At 50.3% G+C, this 3,956-nt stretch carries 5 protein-coding genes; all 5 read right to left on the reverse strand.

All coding sequences use genetic code 11. From position 1 onward, the window contains the following. On the reverse strand, positions 1 to 460 hold a 460-nt coding region (locus tag JOZ06_RS20085), incomplete at its 3' end, for a glycosyltransferase family 2 protein (protein ID WP_293235741.1). A gap of 71 nt (positions 461 to 531) precedes the next feature. Further along, positions 532 to 843: a GtrA family protein gene (locus JOZ06_RS20720; RefSeq protein WP_366815127.1), complete on the reverse strand. Its 312-nt coding sequence runs from the start codon at positions 841 to 843 to the stop codon at positions 532 to 534. Positions 844 to 1,114: 271 nt separating this feature from the next. Then, positions 1,115 to 2,395, reverse strand: a complete 1,281-nt coding sequence (locus JOZ06_RS20090) for a class I SAM-dependent methyltransferase (RefSeq protein WP_366815129.1) — start codon at positions 2,393 to 2,395, stop codon at positions 1,115 to 1,117. Between the two features lie 8 nt (positions 2,396 to 2,403). Then, complete coding sequence (locus tag JOZ06_RS20095) at positions 2,404 to 3,378, reverse strand: glycosyltransferase family 4 protein (protein WP_293235743.1); 975 nt, start codon at positions 3,376 to 3,378, stop codon at positions 2,404 to 2,406. Positions 3,379 to 3,586: 208 nt separating this feature from the next. Beyond that, positions 3,587 to 3,956: hypothetical protein (locus JOZ06_RS20100; protein WP_293235745.1), on the reverse strand; the 370-nt coding region annotated here is incomplete at its 5' end.

Consider the following 3,956-nt stretch of genomic DNA (forward strand, 5'->3'; position numbering starts at 1 on the left):
AATCATTCACCTGGTCCTGAGGAGCCGCCAACCACCATCGCTGAACCGGACGTAGCCACGGCCGCAACAGATTCTCCGCTAGCACGATTTTGCCGACGACGGCGGCAGCTTGGTCTTGTTCGAACGCGGCGATCATCTGCTCAACCCAATCTTCGGCGACCGACACATCGTCATCGGTCAGTAAAATGATCTCCCCTCCGGCTCGTCGAAATGCACTGTTGAGAGCATTGCTCTTCCCTTTTGTTGGTTCATACAAGTACTCCGCTTTTAGGTTGGTGAACTTCGCGCTCCGGATCACCGCAGCGGTGTCGTCACTAGAAGCGTTGTCGACGACTATCAGTTCGATTTGCCAATCCTTCGCAACTCTCACTTTGCTCAAGACCTCCAAGGTTTGCCGCAACGCAGACGCGCGGTTGTGGGTCGCGATAATCACGGAAACGGAGATGCCAGAAGCTATCATCTAACCTGCCGCCGATTTAAGGACCAGCACCTGAGCGGGTTGCGCATTACTCCGAATGATAGGTTGTTGCGCTACGACTTAGCTCCCTCTTCGCTGAAGCTACCCGTCGACACAAGTGATTGCGCAAATACGAAACACTTGAACAATATAAATCCGAAGATCGTTCCACATCCAGTCGAAAAGACTTTTGCTGGGAATGGAGGCACAACAAGATATCTGGCGGCCTGGAAGGTGGTAAAACTAATACAAAATGTGATCGTGCAAGATAGGAAATATCGAACCAGCTGACAGCGCCAGCTGCCCTGCGTGATGATAAAAGTAAAAGTTCGATCCAGCCAGAACCGAATCGCCACGGCAACAGCGAACGAAATTACGAAAGCCACTGAAGAAGGTATGAGCAGGCAAAGAACAGCAAATTGTGGTCCAATCAAACAACGTGATGCCGCCGGCAATGCAGAGGAAGCGCCAGGCTTGCTTTGGCAAGCCGCGTCTTTCGAGTGGTTTCATGTAAGAAAGACGTAAACTTCGTTCACAATCAGGTTCTACCGCAACGAAGATGCCATGCGCGATTCTTGTCTAGCTTGTTCGCGCCACTCTCATTTCCAACGTCGTGATTTCTCGCTTTTCCTCGAACCAAAGGATTGCTTTCGCTCCTTATTCTAGGATTCGTGCCACCGGGATCGGTACTATGAATTTCGCGCCCCAAGCCCGGGCATAGTCTAGTTGCCCGATGATCTCATCCATCAAATTCCAGGGAAGAATAACTATGTAATCCGGGCGGCGATTGCGAATCTCCTCAACCGAATAAATCGGAATGTGGGTCCCAGGAAGAAACTTCCCTTGTTTGTAAGGGTTGCGATCAACCGTAAACTCTAGGAAATCACTTCGAATTCCGCAGTAGTTTAGGAGCGTGTTTCCTTTACCCGGTGCACCATATCCCGCCACTCGCTTTCCCTCACGGCGGAGATCGATCAGCAACTTAAGCAATTCCCGCTTCGACTCCATCGCCTGCTCAGAGAAAGTCGTGTAAGTCGATATGCGGTTCAGGCCGAAAGCCAGCTCGCGGTCGCGCAGATTGAGCACGGCAGAAGTCACCGGCTTGGAACCGTCCTCTACCTGGCGCAAATAAATACGAAGGGAGCCGCCGTGGGTAGGGATTTCATCGACATCAAACAGAAGTAGGCCATGGGCTGCAAAAATCTTCTCGGCCGTGACCAGCGAGAAGTAGGAGAAGTGCTCATGGTAGATCGTGTCGTATTGATTCTCCTGCATCAGCCGGAGGAGGTGCGGGAACTCAAGAGTGGCTACTCCTCCCGGTTTCAGAAGGATGCGGATACCTCGCACGAAATCATTAATGTCAGGCACCTGGGCCAAAACATTGTTTCCAATTACTAAGTCCGCCATTTGGCCATTCGCCACCATCTCTAACGCGGTCTGGCGTCCAAAAAATCTTGTCAGGGTAGGAACACCCTTCTGTTCGGCAGCTTTGGCGACGTTAATTGCGGGTTCGACACCAAGAACGGGAGTGCCTTTTTTGATGAAATATTGCAGCAGGTACCCGTCATTGCTGGCCAATTCGACCACGAGACTTTGACTTCCCAAGTGAAGCTGGTTGGAAATCATGTCGACGTAATTCGATGAGTGTCTTAGCCAGCTGTCCGAAAAGGAAGAGAAGTAAGCGTATTCGGTAAAAATGTGCTCAGCGCTGGTATATTGTTCCAACTGCACGAGAAAACAGCTTTCACACACCTTCACGCACAACGGGTAAAAGGGTTCCATCTGGTTAAGCTCATCCCTTGTAGGATAGCTTTCGCACAATGGGGACATCCCCAGGTCCACAAACGTCTCCTCCAGCAGCGCTCCACAAAATCGGCACTTTAACGAGCTCGAGGCAGTATTCTGGGTAGCTTTAATCCCTGGTCTCTCTTGTTGGATTGTATTGTTCATACTTGGTTCTGACCCTCGGCCACCTCAGTAATGTTCTCTTGTTGCCCAATATCTTTTAATGTTGATTCCGCCATTACCGCGTTCATTTGGAGAGAGAAATTTCTCCAGCTCAGATGTTCAACCGTAACCCGGATATCTGTTTGTAATGCGAAGGCTTGCGTGATCAAATCACCGATCAGTTTGACCGGGCTCCCGACATCAAACATGAACCCGTTCCGGCCATGTTTTATTAGATCTGGTGCAAACCCGGTCCTGCTGGCCACCGGCACGATATTCGACATCATGGCTTCGACTAACGGTATCGGTCCACCTTCCAGATTGCTGGCGGAAACAAAGACGCTCATCTTTTCGTAATACTTGGGATACTCCGAGTACGGGACATTCACGTACTGAAAATTCGGAAGTTCTTTAAGCTCAGGAAAACGATCATACTGGTCCCAGTTTCGCCCAACAAGGATGAAAGACCGGTTAGGCAGAGCCTTAACCAACTCCAAAATAAGCTCGGGATTTTTCCGTGGGTAGAAAGCGGTGCAGAAGCCGACCAAACCGTCAGATGAACGCTGGTGAGGAGAAAAGAAATCTGGATCAGCAGCACCTAAAACACAGGTTAGCTTCTCGGGTTGCACGCCTTGTTGGGTGAGTAGATCGACGAACAACGAGCATGTCGAAAAGATTTTTGTAGCCAGATTTAAGGAAAAAACACACTCGTTGGTTGGTCCTAACTCCGCAGGATGTGTATACCAAACGTATTTTGGTCTGGACCAGATTGCCGGGCTTGCTTTGAGGCACTGCAAAAGAAAAACCTCTTGGGCGAAGAAGTATACCTTCGCATCTGGTAATTTGATTGGCCTCGGCCAAAAAGGCGACGAAGGATACAATTCACCATAGTAAAAGCCGACCTTTCCGGGAGCGCAATTGGCGATCTCCCGACAGATAGCACCAAGGATCCAGTTTTTATCGAGCTTATCCATCACGAATAGGATATCGCAGGAAAGCTCGCCCGATCGTCCCAGGATCCTTCGGCAGTGACTTATTGACCACGAACACAAAAAAGGCAGCCAGAAAAACAAACGTCGGAAGAGCCGTCTCGACACAGCCGGAGTAAGCCTACGGACAATGCCCTGGACCAGATCGAGAATTCTCATGTGAGAAAAATTTCTGAGGGATATCCGGCAAGCGTCAGGCCGCGGGTACGCTTTCGGCTTGGCTTAATGTTACTTCGGCTGGCTCGTGCCGCCTGAAAGAACTCAATAGTGCGGCCAGCAACGTTAAAAGCTCTTTTCTCCCACGGGGAGTCAGAAACAACCCCGCCGGGTAAACAATAGCAGCGGCTCCCAGACCTGAAAGCAATGAGACCGCCATGCCATATCGATCTACCAGACCATGAATCGATAGCAAAACTCCTGCCATCATCCCACTCGCAATCGCCGGAGTGCTAACCGCGTCTAGAAATGCAGTTACCGTTACGGGTGTTCTTCGCAGAGAAAAATAAAGCATTGGAATTATCAGCAGCACGATGGTTACAATATTAGACAGCGCGACCCCGACT

Source organism: Paludibacterium sp. (assembly GCF_019232825.1).
Lineage (GTDB): Bacteria > Pseudomonadota > Gammaproteobacteria > Burkholderiales > Chromobacteriaceae > Paludibacterium.

Coding starts and splice junctions, on each gene's coding strand:
- JOZ06_RS20095 (WP_293235743.1), bottom strand. CDS start 3,378: ATGGATAAGCTCGATAAAAACTGGATCCTTGGTGCTATCTGTCGGGAG.